Here is a 16243-nt window from a genome sequence, read left to right as displayed (position 1 = left end):
AGGGCCGTTCCACACCGGGAGTTGAGCGATGGCGAAGGAAACCGAACTCGTGCTGACGCTCGAGGCGTCGTCGCTCGAGGGCAAGGAAGTGCTCGTCACGTCGATCGAAGGCGAGGAGCGCATTTCCGATCTGTTCCGCTACGAGATCGTCTTCACCAGCGTCGACTTGATCGATCCGGAAGACGTCATCGGCAAGACCGCCACGCTCACCGTCGAGACCGGCGGCCATACGCTCACCACCCACGGCATCCTCGTCGAGTTCACTGAAGGGGAACTCACGGCGTCGGGCGATCAGGTCTACCGAACGGTGCTCGCGCCGCAACTAGCGCTGCTGGACTTGAGCCGGCAGAACCTGATCTACGGGGCGGAAGAGGCGATCAAGCTTAATGATCTCATCGACACCGTTCTGACCAACAAGGCGGGGCGGAATTCGACGTCGGGCGGCCACGGCCTCAGCATCGACCACGAGCGGCGCCTGCGGATCCATTATCCGAGCCGCAAGCAGGTCGTCCAATATGGCGAGAGCGACCTCACCTTTCTGCGCCGCCAATGCGAGTACGAGGGCGTCTTCTTCTTCTTCGAACACGGCGACGACAAAGAGACCGTCGTGTTCGGCGACAAGAACGACGTGTTCAAGGAGGTCGAGATTGACGGCGGACAGAGCCTCGTCTTCAACGACAAGCGCAGCGGCGCCCGCCCGAGCGATCTCGCGATGACGCGCTTTCGCGCGGTGACCCGGCCCGTTCCGGGCACCCTCTACCTGCGCGATTACAACGAGACGAAGACCTCGCCGCCGCTCAAGGTGAGCGAGACCGTGACGGACCAAGGCTTCGGCAAGGTCGTCGAATACGGCGACCATTTCGATGACGAGGAGCAGGGCAAGAAGCTCGCCAAGATCCGCGCCGAGGAAATCGGCTGCCGACGGACGATCTATGTCGGGGACTGCAATGCGCCGCAATTGCGCGCCGGCATGGTCTTTACGCTGCGCGAGCATCCCCGCGCCTCGCTTTCCGACCAATTCCTGGTGATCTCGGCGCACCATGCCGCGTCGATCGCGCTGCCGTCGGCATTCGGTGCCGGCGCGACCGCGGCGCACGGCTACACGAACCAGATTGAGTGCATCAAGCTCTCGACGCCGTTCCGCCCCGAACGCAAGACGCCGAAGCCGAACGTCTCCGGCCTCTATACCGCCCAGATCGACGCCGAGCAGGACCGCGGCAAGCGCGGCTGGATGGACGATCGCGGCCGCTACCGCGTGCGCTTCGCGTTCGACGACGGCGACGCCCAGGCCGGCAAGGCGAGCGACTATATCCGTCAGAGCCAGCCTTATCTCGGTCCCGACGCGACGGGCTTCCACTTCCCCCTCCTCCAGGGCACGGAGGTGGTCGTCGGCTACCTCAACGGAGATCCCGACCGACCGATCGTCGTCGGTGCCGTCTCGAACGAGAAAAACGCCGACCCCGTCACCAAGCATCACAACACGCTGAACCGGATCGTCACCCCGGCGAACGTGATGATGGAGATCGACGACCGGGCAGCGCCGCCCGACAAGGGATCGAGCGAAGACGGGTCGAGCGACGCGCCGTTCTTCCGGATCGACACGCCGTCTAAGGTGGCGGGCCGCTCCTTCACCGGCAGCTATCTGCGCATGGGACAGCCGATCCCGAAGGACGAGCGCTCGCTGCTGCCGAAGGCGACGCGGGCCTCGGTCGATGCGCAGACGCAGGACGATCCCGAGCAGGCAGCCGAGAATGCGCTGACCACCGGCGTCCTCCTCTACACCCACAAAGATCTGAACGTGAACGTCGCCGGAACCGCCACCTACAATTATGGCGAGGGCTACGCCACCGAGACCTTGTCGGGGTCGTCGACCCACAAAGTCGACGATGGTGAATACACCCTCTATGCTTCCGACGATATCGATATGACGACGGACAGCGACATTAACCTGTCCGCTTATGACATGACCGTCAAGCTCACAGGCAGTAGCGATATCACCGTCGACGGGACCTCGACGACGACTGTGAGCGGCGAGACGCGCGAATATTACCTGAGTGACGTCAAGACAACAAATCTGAGCAAATCTCAAAATCTCATGTGGGGCGACACGACGCTGCTGACGATGGCGGCGACATTTTCAATGAAGCTGTCTATCGAACTTGCGATTGTAGCCGGACTACAAACTAAAATATGCCTCGGAGGCGAGCTTAAATTTGCTAGCCCACAAGACTTCAAGGCAGTTTTGGGTTATAATATAACCCTCGTGGCAGGATACACTATTAGCTTGATTCAAGGAAAAGAATATAAGACGCGCCAGCAAGTAATAGACGCCACAAATAAGTTTACAGCGAATTATTTGACCTTCACCTCGACGTCCAATAATTCGACAGAAACCGTCAACGGCGCGAAGACAGTGACGAGCACAACTAAGTCGGAAACAGCCGGATCGAAGACGGACAGATCGGCATCTGAAGCATCCAGCATAGAACTCGTATCCATGAACCATAAGGTGCAAAACACGACATCAAGTCTCGTTTCGATAGGCTAATTTTGGATACAGTTCGTAGAAGATATGCATAGAATTGAAATCAAGATGCAACCCATTAAAGATCTCCTCGGTTCAGGACGGTACGAGGAGGTGCTTATCGCGATCGAGACGCTCCGGCCGGAGGAAAAGGCGACGCCTGATGCGTTGGAGACAGCGGCCGCCGCTACCCTCGGCAAGGGCGACGCCGCGCGCGCGGAAGAATTGCTCGAACAGGCGTGTACCGCCTATCCCAACAACGATGTCCTCGTCGGCACCCTCGCCGTCGCGCGCACGGCCCTCAACAAACTCGACGACGGGCTGATCTGCGCCGAGCGGGCGATCGAGCTCGCGCCCGGCAAGGTCGATCACAAGCTGACCCTCGGCCGCATCCGGCTCGCCAGGGGTGAAATTGGCGAGGCCCGAACCATCGCCACCGAGGCGATCGAGGCCGCGCCCGACACGGCCGCGGCGCACGCTCTGTTCGGGGCGACCGCCATGGCCTCTGGCGAATGGCTGCTTGCCGAGCGGGCGCTGCGCCGCGCCCTCGCCCTCGACGGCGATAGCAAGGAGGCACTGCGCAATCTGTCGCTGGTCTTGAGCCAGACCGGGCGCAGCACCGAGGCGGCGCAGGTCGCCGAGCAGGCCTTTTTGCTCGCCCCGAGCGATCTCGGCCATCAGGTCGCATTCGCGCGGACGCTCGCCGACACGGGGGACGTTGAGCGGGCCGCGACGCTGCTACGCCGTGTCCTCGCGGTCGCGCCGCTGATGTGGGACGCCCAGCTTCTCGCGGCTCAACTCGCCGCTTTGCGCGGCCAGACCGACGCTGGCGTCCAGGCCCTCACTCAGGCGGTGCGCCGCCTCGGCAATACGCCGGAGACGCTGTTCGGCCTCGCCACCTTCCTGATCTTCGCCAACCGCCCCGAGCCGGCGCTGAAGCTCATCGACACCCTGGCGAGCCGCATTCCGGACGACGGCGCCCTGCGGCGCTGCCGCAATGTGGCGCACCTGATGCTCGGCCGCCTCGACGCGACACGGATGCTCGATGAGGGCGAGGACCCGTTCAAGGCACAGGCGATACTGGCCCGCGGCGGCGTTCCGCCGTCCGAGCTCGTCTTTCTCGCCCGCGCCCTGCCCGAACTCGCCCGCCGCCACGAGCAGCCGATCACCATCGCCGGCAGCCGCGAGATCGCCGACATCCTGCTCGCGAGCGGCGCGGGCGTCCGGGCCGAGACCGAGCGATCCGACGTGCCGGCCCTCCCGGCCGAGGCGCTTCTCGACGTCGTGCGCCTGTCGGGCGAGGCGGCGACCGTGCCTTATCTGACGCCCGACGCGGAGCGACTCGCGCGCTGGCAAAAGGCGTTCGATGGATTGCCACGACCGCTGATCGGTCTCGCGTGGGACACCTACGGCATCGCTCTTTCGCTCGAGGATGCCGTGGCGGCCACGGACGGTCTAGGCACCCTGATCAGCCTGGAGACCGGCGAAGCGCGCCATCAGCTCGGCGGCCGGCCGGCGATCCTCGACGGTGGCGCGCATGTGAACCTCTATGCCGACTTGGTCGCAGCGATCGCAGGCGTGGATTTTGTCCTCGCCCCGACCGGCGTCGTCGGCGCGACGGCGGGTGCCCTCGGCCGTCCCGGCCTGATTGTCACCGGGCCGATCCCTGATTGGACCTTCGCGAGCCGCGACGGGATGGCCCGCTGGTATCCCTCGCTCGCCGTCGTGTCGCCGGCAGAGATCGGCACCGGGGGCGAGCGCGCGGCCGCGCTCAAGTCCGCGATCCGGGCCCGGCTCTGACGCGCGTCGACCCCCGACGGCAGCGCCGATGCCCTTCGCGCGACTGTAAAACTCATCCGCTAAGGTCGCGCCGCGGGATATCAACGCGCCGCTTCGCGCGCGCGATCACCGTAGCAAGAATGGCCCGACACGCCTTCGAAGCGGAGCGTTGACAGACCGGCTTGGCGAACCCGTCAGGCAGTCTCGCCATCGGACTCGGTGAAGGCGGCGATGCGCGCCAAGGGGGAAAACCGCAATGATCGGCAAGCGCACGGACCTCACGCTCACCCTTTCGGTGCCGGCCCTCGACCGCAAGGAAATCTACGTCACGTCGATCGAAGGTCGCGAGCGGATCTCAGACCTGTTCCGGTATGAGATCGAGTTCACCAGCGCCGATACGATCGACCCTCTCGATGCCATTGGGCAAGCGGCGACCCTGACGATCAGTGCCGGCGGCAACGTGCTCACCGCCCATGGCATCCTGGCCGAATTCAGCGCGGGCGACGCCACCCACGCCGGCGACTTCGCCTACCAGACGGTCCTCGCACCACGCCTTTCACTGCTCGACCTCAGCCGCCAGAACCTCGTCTACGGCGCTTCGGACCCGATCAAGCTCGGCGACCTCGTCGACAGCGTTCTCACCAACGGCGCCGGGACGGACTCGACGACCGGCGGTCACGGCCTGGACATTCGTCACGAACTGCGGCTGCGCTCGGATTATCTGGCCCGCGCCCAGGTCGTCCAATATGGCGAAAGCGATCTGTCGTTCCTCAAGCGCCAATGCGAGCACGAGGGCGTCTTCTTCTTTTTCGAGCACGACGACCAATCCGAGATCGTCGTGTTCGGCGACAAAAACGATGTCTGCAAGAACGTCGATATCGACGGCTTGCCGACCGTCACCTTCAACAACAAGCGCGGCAGTGCCCGGACCGGCGATCTAGCGATGACGCGCTTCCGCGCCATTGCGAAGCCGGTGCCCGGCAGCGTCCACTTGCGCGACTATAACGAGACCAAGACCTCTCCGCCGCTCAAGGTGAGCGAAACCGTGACGGACCAGGGCTTCGGCAAGATCGTCGAATATGGCCAGCATTTCGACGACGAGGACCAGGGCAAGACGCTCGCGAAGATCCGCGCCGAGGAGATCGCCTGCCGCCGCCTCGTCTATAGGGGCGAAAGCAACGTGCCCCAATTGCGCGCCGGCACCGTCTTCACCCTGACGGACCACACCCTGAGTTCGAAGTCGACCCAGTTCCTCGTCGTCTCGGTACGCCACTCGGTGTCCGTGCCGCCGCCGTCCGCCTTCGCCCCTCTGCCCTTCAGCCATGAAGCGCGGGCCGCGCGGCCCTATGCGAACGAGATCGAATGCGTCCCGTTCGACACGCCTTTCCGCCCCGAACGCAAGACCCCGCGACCCAATGTGTCGGGGCTCTTCACGGCGCAGATCGACGCGGAAGAGAACCAGGGCCAGCGCGGCTGGATGGATACCCGCGGCCGCTACAAGGTCCGCTTCGCCTTCGACGACGGCAAATACAATGCCGGCAAGGCGAGCGATTATGTCCGCCAGAGCCAGCCTTATCTCGGCCCGAACAGTTCCGGCCTGCACTTCCCGCTCCTGCAAGGAACCGAAGTCGTCGTCGGCTATCTGAACGGCGACCCAGACCGACCCGTCGTCGTCGGCGCCGTCTCCGACGAAAAGAACGGCGATCCCGTCACCAAGAACAACCGGACGCTGAACCGCATCGAGACGGCGTCCAAAGTGATGCTTGAGATCGACGACCGCGAGGCGCCGGCAGAAGGAGCCGCAAAGGACGCCCCCTTCTTCCGGATCGATACGCCCGCGGAAGTCGGCGGCCGCTCCTTCACCGGCACCTATCTCCGGATGGGGAAATCGGTCGACAAGGACGAGAAGACCCTGTTGCCGAAGGCGACGCAGGATGCGGCCACGGCCGCCGCCGCGGCCGGCACGACGGCCCCCTCGACCGACGGCGCCATGCTCTACACGAACCAAGACCTGAACGTGAACGTCGACGGCAGCGCCACCTACACCTATGGGACCGGCTACGCGACCGAGACGACGACCGGCAATTCTGCGCACAAAGTGGACGCCGGCAAGTACACGCTCAACACGTCCGACAACATCGAGATGACAACTCCGGCGGACATTCTGTTGTCCGCCTACAACATGACGGTGACGCTGTCGGGAAGCAGCAGCATCAAAGTCAGCGGCACGCAGACGACGACGGTGAGCGGCACCTCGGAAGGCGTCTACTGGGGAGAGGCGAAGACGAACCACATGAGCACGTCGAAGGCGCTGATGTGGGACGACGCCACCCTGATGACCTTCGCGGCTTCATTCTCCATGAAGCTGTCGATTGAACTTGCGATCAACACCGGGCTTCAAACAAAGCTTTGTATCGGCGGAGAGATTAAGCTGGCGACACCACAAGATTCAAAAGCCGTTCTCGGTCTGAATTTTACATATGTATATGGACTAGATCTTAAGGTTGTAAGCGGCGAAACCAATTCTGTCGCGACGAACGCAACTAAATTTATCACGCTAATGGACTATAAAGGCTCCTTTTATGACGTTAAAACCGCCGAAATGGAATATAAGAAGACATTTTACAGTATGGCCGATCAGACATCCACGGTCGAAGAGCGACAGTGGCTGGCGGATTCCACAATGCTGAGGACAGCCAAGAATTCGACGGAGACAGATTCCAAGGGATTATCCACCTGGATCACAAATCTCTTCACGATCGCATAATTTTACGCTTTGCAGTGTCGGCTTGACCAATTCATCGAAAACTCCGCGGAGATGCCGAGTGTTTGAGATCGTGAACCCGCCAGAAGCGAGGATCGAACCTGACCGTGGCGGAAAGCCGACAAACGCCGGCGGCGCACTAAACGACAGCGCCACCGCCTGGCGAGGCGAGGTCGCCCGCGTCGTCAGCGCCGGCCCATCCGGCCTTCGTCTCGCCATCGGCGACGAGGAGATCGACGCGCGGGCCGCGGTGAGCTGCCTCGTCGCGCCCCAGGCGGGGGATCATGTGTTGGTGTACCGCTGGCCCGGCGGCGCCCATGTGCTCGCGGTGCTCGACAGGCCGCTCGCCGGGCCCATCACGCTTTCGACCGAGACGGATCTCGTGCTCGAGGCGCCGCAGGTCAAGCTCGCCGGCCGCGACGGCGTGACGATCCAAACCAACAGCCTGCGGATGATCGCCGATCGCGTGTCGACGGTGACGCGCCTTCTCAGCACCTTCGCCAAGCGGCTGCGCCTCAGCGCCGACGTCCGCGAGGACTTGGCGCAGGACATCACGCAGAAATTCGGCAGCCGCACCACCCACGTCGACACCACGGACGTGGAGCGGATGGGGACCCTTTCGACCACCGTCGATCAGACCCTCAATGTCGGCGCCGGCATCGCGGTCGTCACCGCCAAAGGCGATCTCCGGTTCGACGGCGCCCGCGTCAGCGTCGGGTGAGTTTCGGTTTCGGAGCCGACCCTGCGGGCTCGGCTGAGAGGGCCGGAGAGCACTCCGGTCGCGCGAGGGAGGTTCGGAATGTCCGCCAAGGCCTGGCAACCGCTCGAGGTCGAGCCCGATACGATCGAGCTCGCGCTGTGCGATATCGTCCGCAGCGCGATCCTTCCCGTCGGGACGACGGCGGTCTCGGCGCCCGATTTCGACGGTGTGCGAAGCACCGTCCTTCCCGACGGCCGCGTGGTCCGGGCGGCGCTCCGCAGCGAACCGGCTGCGGCCATCATCCATGGCGAGCGCGCGGCCCTGTCCTACGCGGTGGCCGGCAATGCGGTGGTGGATCAGCGCTCCATGCGCTTTCTCGCGCGCGCGGTCCTGGATCGGCAGACGCGCGCCTTTCTCGACATCGCGATCGACGTCCAGAATATCTGAGCAGCACCCGTTGCGCCTCTCCTTGATCTCGGCACGCAATGCAAACGTGTTCATCGCGGACGTGAAAGGTAATGCGATATGCGCGGAAATACGTGATCGAACCCGCACTGCGCGGATTCCTGCACACTCGCCGCGAATTATGACAGTCGCCAAATCCACCGCTAAGGGTTTGAAATATTTAAGCGTTTTCGGGCGGAGCGGAGTTGGTACGGGGCTTGCGCTAGAAGGATCGAGCCAGCCCGGCTCCGACCATAGGAGAGTACAATGCCGACTCCGGCTTATCTCAGCATCGAAGGCGCCAGCCAGGGTAAGATCAGCGAAGGTGCGTTCACCGCCGACAGCGTCGGCAACACCTATCAGGAAGGTCACGAGGATCAGTGCCTGATCCAGGCCTTCACCGGCAACGTCACCGTGCCGACCGATCCCCAGTCCGGCCAGCCGACCGGCCTGCGTTCGCACCGCCCCGCGAGCTTCACGAAGGTCTTCGACAAGGCCTCCCCGCTGCTGTGGCAGGCCCTCGCCCAGGGCGAAGTGCTGCAGCTCGAGATGGACTTCTACCGCGTGTCGACCACCGGCACCCAGGAAAAGTACTACACCATCAAGTGGGAGGACGCCGTTCTCGTCGACGGCAAGAACTACGTGCCGAACTGCCTCGACCCGGAGAACGCGAGCTTCGGCCACATGGAAGATTGGTCGTTCGTGTACCGCAAAGTGACCTGGTCGCACGCCAAGGCCAACACCGAAGGCTCCGACGACTGGCGCAAGCCGAACCAGAGCTGACGCCGTCTCGGGCGCCCCAACCGGGGCGCCCGATTCCAACCAAGAATATTCTTTCAGTATTTCTACGTCGTCATCACGCTTTCATTGAACTTCGTTTTGCATGGATCCGCGTCCGCTTTCGGTCGGACACGTCCCAAACGAGGTGAATTCCATGGCGCAGGTCGATCTCCGCAAACTCCTCGATCGGTTGACGCCGTTCACCCGCCGGTTGCTGGAGACCGCGGCTGGCCTTTGTACGGCGCGGGAACATTACGAGGTCACGATCGAGCATGTGCTCCTCGTCCTGACCGACGAGCCGGACCGCGACCTCGCCGCCATCCTTCGCCGCTATGAGGTCGAGCCGAGCACCTTCAAGCGCGCCCTCCAGCGCACCCTCGAGGGCATGCGCAGCGGCAATCCGGGCCGGCCGGCCTTCTCGCCGCTCCTTGTCGAGCTCCTGGCCGATAGCTGGATGTTGAGCTCGGTCGATCTCGGGCTCGGCAAGATCCGCTCGGGCGCCATCGTCCTCGCGCTCGTTTCCAATCCGTCCCGGTTCGGACAGCCGGATTGGTTCGACGCGCTGCGCCCGATCATTGCCGCCGATCTCAAGGCGAACTTCGCGGCGATCGTGGCCGGCTCCAGCGAGGAGGCGGACGCCATCGGAACGGTCGCCGCGTCGCGCGCCACCGGCGAAGGCCCGGCGTTGCCGACGGCCGATTCCATGCTGGGCCGCTTCACCATCAACTTCACGGCGCAGGCCCGCGCCGGCAAGATCGATCCCGTGTTCTGCCGCGACCGCGAGATCCAGCAGATGATCGACGTGCTGGGCCGCCGCCGCAAGAACAACCCGATCTGCGTCGGCGAACCCGGCGTCGGCAAGACGGCGGTGGTCGAAGGCCTCGCCCGCAAGATCGTCGAAGGCGACGTGCCGGAATTCCTCCGCGACGTCGAGCTGCTCGGCCTCGATCTCGGCATGCTCCAGGCCGGCGCGAGCGTGAAGGGCGAATTCGAGAACCGCCTCAAGGGCGTCATCGACGAGGTTAAGGGCTCGGCGAAGCCGATCGTGCTCTTCATCGACGAGGCCCATACCCTCGTCGGCGCCGGCGGCTCGGCGGGCGGCGGCGATGCGGCGAACCTCCTGAAGCCGGCGCTCGCCCGCGGCGAACTGCGCACCATCGCCGCCACGACCTGGAGCGAATACAAGAAATATTTCGAGAAGGACCCGGCGCTCGCCCGCCGCTTCCAGCTCGTCAAGCTCGACGAGCCGTCGCCGGACGAGGCCGTCGTCATCATCCGCGGCCTGCGCGACGCCTACGAGAAGGCGCACGGCGTCTATATCCGCGATGTCGCGGTCGTGGCGGCGGCACGGCTGTCCGCGCGCTACATCACCGGACGGCAGCTTCCCGACAAGGCGGTCGACGTGCTCGACACCGCCTGCGCACGCGTCAAGCTGAGCCTGTCGACCAAGCCCGCCGAGATCGACGAGAAGGAGCGTCGCATCGCGATGCTCCAGCGCGAACACGCGGCGCTCGAGCGTGACCACAACGCGAGCAGCGAGGCCGCTAATCCCAGGCTCCCGGAGATCGACGCCGAGATCGCGACGCTCGGCGGCGAAATCGCCGCGATGACCGAACGCTGGACGCAGGAAAAGCAGGCGGTCGAAGGCGTCCTCGCCTGCCGCGCCAAGCTGCGCGAGGAGCGCGGCGACGACGGCCGCGGCCTCGTCATGCCGGAATCCCAGCAGGCCCTGAACGAGGCCATGGAGGCGCTGCGCGCGGTGCGCGGTCGCCGTCCGCTCGTCCATTACGAGGTGACGCCGGACGTCGTCGGGCAGGTGATCGCCGATTGGACCGGCATCTCCGTCGGCTCGATGGTGCGCGACGAGGCGGCCGCGGTGCTGAGCCTCGGCACCGACCTCAAGGCCCGCATCAAGGGACAGGATCAGGCCGTCACCGCAATCGACGAGGGCCTGCGCGCGGCGAAGGCCGGCGTGCAGGACCCGAACCAGCCGATGGGCGTCTTCCTGTTCGTCGGCCCGTCGGGCGTCGGCAAGACGGAGCTCGCGATCGCGCTGTCGGATCTTCTGTTCGGTGGCGAGCGCTTCCTCATCACCATCAACATGTCCGAGTTCCAGGAGAAGCACACCGTCTCCAAGCTCGTGGGCTCGCCTCCCGGCTACGTCGGCTACGGCGAAGGCGGACTTCTGACGGAAGCGGTGCGCCAGCGGCCCTATTCCGTCGTGTTGCTCGACGAAGTGGAGAAGGCCGATCTCGAGGTGATGAACCTTTTTTATCAAGTGTTCGACAAGGGCGTGCTCTCCGACGGCGAAGGCCGCGCCATCGACTTCAAGAACACGATCGTCATCCTGACGAGCAATCTCGCGACCGATATCGTGACCGAGATGGGCCTTCAGGAGCCCCGCCCGTCGACGGAAGACCTCATCGCCGCGATCCGGCCGACGCTCAGCCGCCACTTCAAGCCGGCGCTGCTCGCCCGCATGCAGATCGTGCCGTTCTTCCCGCTCGCGGCGGACTCGCTCATCGGCATCGTCCGCCTCAAGCTCGCGCGGGTGGCGGCCCGCCTCGCCGCCTCGCAGAAGCTCAACCTCACCTTCTCCGATGCGCTGATCGAGCGGATCGTCGCGCGCTGCACCGAGGTCGAGACCGGCGCGCGCGCCATCGATCACATCATCCGCAAGACCATCCTGCCGATGATTGCGACCGAAATTCTCCATCGAATGAGCGTCGACGCGCCGCTACAGGATATCGCGCTCGACGTCGGACCGGGCGGTGACTTCGTCATCGCCGGCAGCGAGACGCCCCTCAACGAGGCCGCCTGAGCGGCCTCCCCCTTCGGACTTCGGCAGGCTCCGCTTTGCTCGACCCGATCGAGATCGCCAACGACCTGATCGACGTCGCGACCGCCCTCGCCACGGAGCGCGACCTCGCCCGCTTGCTCGACGCGATCGCGAGCGCCGCGCGCAGGCTGACGCGGGCGCAGGTCGCGCGGCTTCTCGTCCTCGACGTCACGGGGCGGACGCTCGAGGGGGTTCTCGGACAGAACGAGGTCGTGCCCGATGCCGCGCCGGTGCCGGGTCCGATCGCGCTCTACCGCGAGGACATGGCGTTCAACCTGACCGATCCGAACGCCTTCAGCGCGATCACGGGCCGGCTCGTGTCGATCGCGGACGTCTATGCCTATACCGGCTTCGAGTTCGGAGCGACCTACGAGCAGGACCGCGCGACGGGCTTTCGGACGCGCTCCTTCGCCGTGCTGCCCCTGCGCAACGCCGAACAGACGCTCGGGGTGCTTCAACTCGCCAATTTCTGCGACCGCAATACCGGCGAGGTCGTGCCGCTGACGGGGGCGAGCGAGCCGGCTTTGCGGTCGTTCGCGGCGCAGGCCGCGATGGCAATCGGCAATGCCCGCCTCTTCGCGGAGAACCAGCAACTGATCCGCCGCCTCGACCGCGCCAATGCGGAACTCGCCCAGGAGAACGCACAGTTGCGAGAGGAAGCGCAAACGAGGTTCCGCCGCGGCGGCCGCGAGAACGGCGTGATCGGCGAGAGCCCGGCGATCCTCGCCGCCCTCGACCTCGCCCGCCGCGCGGCAGCCTCGAAGGTGCCTGTCCTCCTCCTCGGCGAGACGGGAACCGGCAAGGAGGTGTTCGCGCGCACCATCCACCGCGCCAGCGAGCGTGCCCGCAAGCCGATCGTGACGCAGAACTGCGCCGCGTTGCCGGAGCACCTTCTGGAAAGCGAATTGTTCGGCCACCGCAAGGGAGCGTTCTCGGGCGCCGTCTCCGACAAGCGCGGCCTCGTCCACGAAGCCGACGGCGGCACGCTCTTCCTCGACGAGATCGGCGATATGCCGCTCAATCTTCAGGCCAAGATCCTGCGCATGATCGAGCTCGGCGAGGTGCGCCGGGTCGGCGACGTCCGCACCGATCGGGTCGACGTGCGCATCGTCGCCGCGACCCACGTGGATCTGAAGCGCAAGATCGCCGACGGCGGCTTCCGGGAAGACCTGTTCTATCGGCTGAGCGTCTTTCCGATCACCCTGCCGCCGCTGCGCGAGCGCCGCGGTGACGTGCCCCGGCTCGTCGATCATTTCCTCGCCGCCGCCGCCGAGCTGTCCGGGCGCCCGGTGCCGACTTTGACACCGGAGGCGCTCGACGCCCTCGCGATGTGGACCTTTCCCGGCAATGTCCGCGAGTTGAAGAACATCGTCGAACGGGCCGTGCTCCTCGTCGATCACGGAGAGCGGATCGGCGTCGAGCACATGCCGGCGGACCTGCGCGCCGAGGCGCCGATCGCTCTGCCGGCCGGCGCCGCCCTTCCTCCGGGCGCTGATCTCAAGGCGATGGTGGAGCAGTTCGAGGCCGTGGTGATCCGCACCAAGCTGCGGGAGACCGGCGGCAATCAGAGCCGGGCCGCCGATCTCCTCAACATCTCGCGGCGCAGCTTCATCGAAAAGCTCCGCCGCTACGGCATCCGCCCGAGCCGCCCGGCCTGAGAGCCCTCACCGCTGCCAGAGCCGCCTACCTGCCAGCGTTCGTATATGCCGCGGGCTGCTCTTGACGCCGCACCCATCCCGTGATGATACAGACCTGTCTCATCACAAGGGCTGGAAATGACACCGTCCGAGCACGACAAGCGCCAGCTCATCGTCCGAACCGCATACGATCTGTTCAAAAGGGATGGATTTCACGCGACCGGCATCGATCGGATCATTGCGGAGGCTCGGGTGGCGAAGATGACGATGTATCGCCACTTTCCGAGTAAGGATAAGTTGATCATTGAGGTGCTCGAGCGGCGCGCCGAACGGTTCGCGCGGCAGCTCGACGACCTCGCCTTAGCCGACGCAACCCCAGCCGAGAAAGTCACCCGCGTTTTCGACTGGCACGCGGCATGGTTTCGGCGACGTGATTTTCATGGCTGTCTCTTCGCCCACGCGATCGCGGAATACGGCGATGTAAACCATCCCGTCCATCGCGCCGCAGCCGCGCAGAAGATCGCGATGCGTAACCGCCTCGCCGCGCTGCTGGAGGAGACACCGCCTGCTGCCGTCGCGAAGGCGACGGTTCTCGTGATGCTCATCGAGGGGGCGACCCTCCTCGCCCAATTGGGCCACGGGGACGAGGCCATCACCGCAGCAAAAGGCGCTGCGCTCCAGCTCATCTCGCCCGCGCCCGCCGCATGACCCCTCTTGTCATCGCCTTGGCGCTTTCCGCAGCCGTTCTCCATGCGACATGGAACGCCTTCCTCCGCGGGGGAGGAGACCGGCTCCAGACCGTCACGCTCATGAGCGTGGCCTCGACGGTCCTTGCGATCCCATTCGTGATTGCTCTCCCTTTGCCCGCCCTGGCGGTGTGGCCGTACATTCTGGCCTCAGCTGTCCTGCAGACGGCCTATTCTTTGTTTCTCGTCGCCGCCTATCGCCACGGCGCGCTCGGGCAGGTCTATCCGATCGTTCGCGGAACCGTCCCGGTTCTCGTCACACTCTCGGCCGTCGTTTTCGCCGCTCAACGCGCGACACCCCATGAAGTGCTCGGCGTGTTGCTGATCGCCGGCGGCATTGCCAGTCTCGCTCTCGGTCGAGCCAGAATCCCCGGACGAAGTCTCGCCTATGCTCTCTGCACCGGGGCGATCATCGCCGCTTATGCAACGATCGATTCGCTTGGAGTACGCATGGCGGACGGTTCGAACGCGTACACGGCGTGGGTCCTCGTGGGATATGGCATTCTTCTGCCGCTCGCCCACACCATCGCGCGCGGCCGCCTCCGACTGGATATGAGGGCGCCGGAGACTTGGAGGGCCCTCGCGGGCGGCGCCGTCGCGGTCATCGCTTATGCCGCTGTCGTCGCGGCATTCGCCCGCGGTCCAGCAGGCCCAATCGCCGCCCTGCGCGAGACAAGCGTGCTCTTCGCGACCTTGATCGGCTGGCTTTTCTTGGGGGAGAAGCTCTCGCTCCTTCGGGTCCTCGCATCCGCGACCGTCGCGGTTGGAGCCATTTGCCTCATCCAATAGAGCGAGGTTCAACCCACTCCGACAGAATGAAGCTGGTGGGCCTCGCGCTCACCGCTGCCAGGGAAAGCCAGCGAGCCGGGGATCGGCCGCGAATAGGTCCGGCGGAAAGCCGAGGCGAGCGTTTGGGAAATCGCACATGGCCTGGACGCCGGAGCGACTGAGGCGAAGGCGCCAGGTCTGGCGCTCGACCGGGCGCGGCTCGGCGAACGCGGCGCAGGTGAGCACGGCCAAGTTGGCGCCGTGCTGCGGATCGCGCACGGATTCGTAGCGGATCAGGGCGATGTCGACGGTCCGCGCCGCGTCGGCGAGGTCCTGCGTCGCGCGATAATCCGTCGGGTGGGTCCAGGCGGCGCGATCCTCCGACAAGGGCGGCTCCATGAGATCGAGGGCACGATCGGTCATGAGCGCCGCCGCGAAGGCGGTGTATTCGCCCGGCTCCGCGGGCCAGGGCGTGGCCGGCGATTCCGCGAAGAAGAGGAGCCGGTAGAACGCCATTTCGGCAACCGCCGTCTCGACCTGCGCCGCGGCATAGAACACGCCGAGCGTTCGGCCAGCGCGGCGGAAGCGCGAGCCCGTGGGATAGAGCGCGCCGTACCGGAAGGGCGTCGCGAGGAGATAATCGAGGCCGCGGCATTCGGGCGGCAACGGCGGTTTCGTCTCTTCGAGGAGATCTTCGAGGAGCGCCTGCTCCTCGAGCGTGTCGACGAGCTTCAGGGTCGAGACGCGATGCTGCGCTTCCACAAGGCGCCAGCCGCGCCCGCGGAAGGCGTGCGCCTCAGACGAGAGCGCGGCGGGCGTCCAGATAGGCGATGACATCGACGAGCCCGCTCACCGTCTGGATCTTGTCGATCGGCTTGCCGCCGAGCGCGAGATTGTCGGCCCGCAGCCACGCGCGGGCGACCCCTTCGTCACCGCCGATGATGGCGTCGAGCGATCGAAAGAAGCGGACGAAGAGAAGCGCGAGTTCGAACGGCTTCGTACCCCGTTCGAGGGCAAAGCGCCCCCGCTTCAACCGTGAAACGGTCGGCTCGGAGAGACCGACGACGGCACCGAGAAGACGGGCCGGCAAAGCGAGCTGGTCGGCCGCCCGCACCAGGGCCTTGGCGAGAACTTCGCCTTCCGCCGGCTTGGTCTCGATCACGCGCTCCGCATTGAGCATGGCACCATCCTTTCGAGGGAAAGAAATAGCACATATCCCTTTCGAGAGAAAGACGGATGCGCACGAGACGTTCCAACGGATG

The 16243-nt window shown here is 65.1% G+C and carries 12 protein-coding genes; 10 read left to right on the top strand and 2 right to left on the bottom strand.

Going from position 1 to position 16243, the window contains the following annotated elements:
- Positions 1 to 49 precede the first annotated feature (49 nt).
- The 10 genes from F0357_RS20860 to F0357_RS20815 all read left to right on the top strand — a co-directional run bounded on the left by F0357_RS20860 (position 50) and on the right by F0357_RS20815 (position 15002).
- On the top strand, positions 50 to 2548 hold the full coding sequence (locus tag F0357_RS20860) for a type VI secretion system Vgr family protein (RefSeq protein ID WP_208948517.1): 2499 nt from the start codon (positions 50 to 52) through the stop codon (positions 2546 to 2548).
- A 45-nt stretch (positions 2549 to 2593) separates the two neighbouring features.
- Positions 2594 to 4324 carry a tetratricopeptide repeat protein gene (locus F0357_RS20855; protein ID WP_208948516.1) on the top strand — a complete coding sequence of 577 codons (1731 nt, stop codon included), beginning with the start codon at positions 2594 to 2596 and terminating at the stop codon, positions 4322 to 4324.
- 235 nt (positions 4325 to 4559) lie between these two features.
- On the top strand, positions 4560 to 7070 hold the full coding sequence (locus F0357_RS20850) for a type VI secretion system Vgr family protein (protein WP_153489255.1): 2511 nt from the start codon (positions 4560 to 4562) through the stop codon (positions 7068 to 7070).
- A gap of 58 nt (positions 7071 to 7128) precedes the next feature.
- Positions 7129 to 7788, top strand: a complete 660-nt coding sequence (locus tag F0357_RS20845) for a DUF3540 domain-containing protein (RefSeq protein WP_208948515.1) — start codon at positions 7129 to 7131, stop codon at positions 7786 to 7788.
- 78 nt (positions 7789 to 7866) lie between these two features.
- Positions 7867 to 8214: a hypothetical protein gene (locus F0357_RS20840; protein ID WP_153489242.1), complete on the top strand. Its 348-nt coding sequence runs from the start codon at positions 7867 to 7869 to the stop codon at positions 8212 to 8214.
- 264 nt (positions 8215 to 8478) lie between these two features.
- Complete coding sequence (locus F0357_RS20835; protein WP_153489237.1) at positions 8479 to 8994, top strand: Hcp family type VI secretion system effector; 516 nt, start codon at positions 8479 to 8481, stop codon at positions 8992 to 8994.
- A 151-nt stretch (positions 8995 to 9145) separates the two neighbouring features.
- A complete protein-coding gene (gene tssH / locus F0357_RS20830; RefSeq protein ID WP_153489228.1) occupies positions 9146 to 11812 on the top strand; it encodes a type VI secretion system ATPase TssH in 2667 nt (888 codons plus the stop codon).
- Between the two features lie 35 nt (positions 11813 to 11847).
- The gene (locus F0357_RS20825; RefSeq protein ID WP_153489216.1) at positions 11848 to 13488 is read left to right on the top strand and encodes a sigma 54-interacting transcriptional regulator; all 1641 of its coding nucleotides are present in this window, start codon (positions 11848 to 11850) and stop codon (positions 13486 to 13488) included.
- Positions 13489 to 13605: 117 nt separating this feature from the next.
- On the top strand, positions 13606 to 14175 hold the full coding sequence (locus F0357_RS20820) for a TetR/AcrR family transcriptional regulator (protein WP_153489204.1): 570 nt from the start codon (positions 13606 to 13608) through the stop codon (positions 14173 to 14175).
- The gene (locus F0357_RS20815) at positions 14172 to 15002 is read left to right on the top strand and encodes an EamA family transporter (RefSeq protein ID WP_153489200.1); all 831 of its coding nucleotides are present in this window, start codon (positions 14172 to 14174) and stop codon (positions 15000 to 15002) included. Before F0357_RS20820 ends, F0357_RS20815 begins: the two co-directional genes overlap by 4 nt.
- Before the next feature lie 48 nt (positions 15003 to 15050).
- On the opposite strand, the gene F0357_RS20810 is transcribed toward F0357_RS20815, so the two are convergent.
- The gene (locus tag F0357_RS20810; RefSeq protein WP_153489195.1) at positions 15051 to 15818 is read right to left on the bottom strand and encodes an RES family NAD+ phosphorylase; all 768 of its coding nucleotides are present in this window, start codon (positions 15816 to 15818) and stop codon (positions 15051 to 15053) included.
- Positions 15778 to 16161 (bottom strand): MbcA/ParS/Xre antitoxin family protein, encoded by a 384-nt coding sequence (locus tag F0357_RS20805; RefSeq protein ID WP_153489190.1) that lies wholly within the window; start codon positions 16159 to 16161, stop codon positions 15778 to 15780. The genes F0357_RS20810 and F0357_RS20805 overlap by 41 nt, the downstream gene beginning before the upstream one ends.
- Positions 16162 to 16243: the final 82 nt, after the last annotated feature.

Origin of the sequence: Segnochrobactrum spirostomi, from assembly GCF_009600605.1 — a bacterium.
GTDB lineage: Bacteria > Pseudomonadota > Alphaproteobacteria > Rhizobiales > Segnochrobactraceae > Segnochrobactrum > Segnochrobactrum spirostomi.
The sequence above is the reverse complement of the archived record's forward strand: the minus strand, read 5'-3'. Positions and strand labels throughout refer to the sequence as shown.